The organism is Acetobacter sacchari (genome assembly GCF_017377715.1).
Lineage (GTDB): Bacteria > Pseudomonadota > Alphaproteobacteria > Acetobacterales > Acetobacteraceae > Acetobacter > Acetobacter sacchari.
The window spans coordinates 1-239 of sequence record NZ_JAFVMF010000121.1; the positions used below are offsets into that span (position 1 = coordinate 1).

The following is a 239-nucleotide window of genomic DNA, read 5'->3' on the forward strand; positions in this document are numbered from 1 at the left end:
GCCCAAGAGGCCTCCAAGTGCTTTCTTTGTTTTCATGGAGGAGTTCAGGAAGACATACAAGGAGAAGAACCCTCATGTCAACAAAGTCGCTGTTATCGGCAAAGCTGGTGGCGAGAAGTGGAAATCCTTGTCTACTGCTGAGAAAGCTCCTTATGAGGCGAGGGCTGCCAAGCTGAAGTCCGAATACGGAAAAAAGATGGATGCTTACAATAAACAGGCCGAGAGTGGTAACAACGCTG

1 protein-coding gene is annotated in these 239 nt (G+C 48.5%); it reads left to right on the plus strand.

Annotation, left to right across the window (positions count from 1 at the left end):
* Positions 1–239: HMG-box domain-containing protein (locus J2D73_RS20470; RefSeq protein ID WP_207884268.1), on the plus strand; the 239-nt coding region annotated here is incomplete at both ends.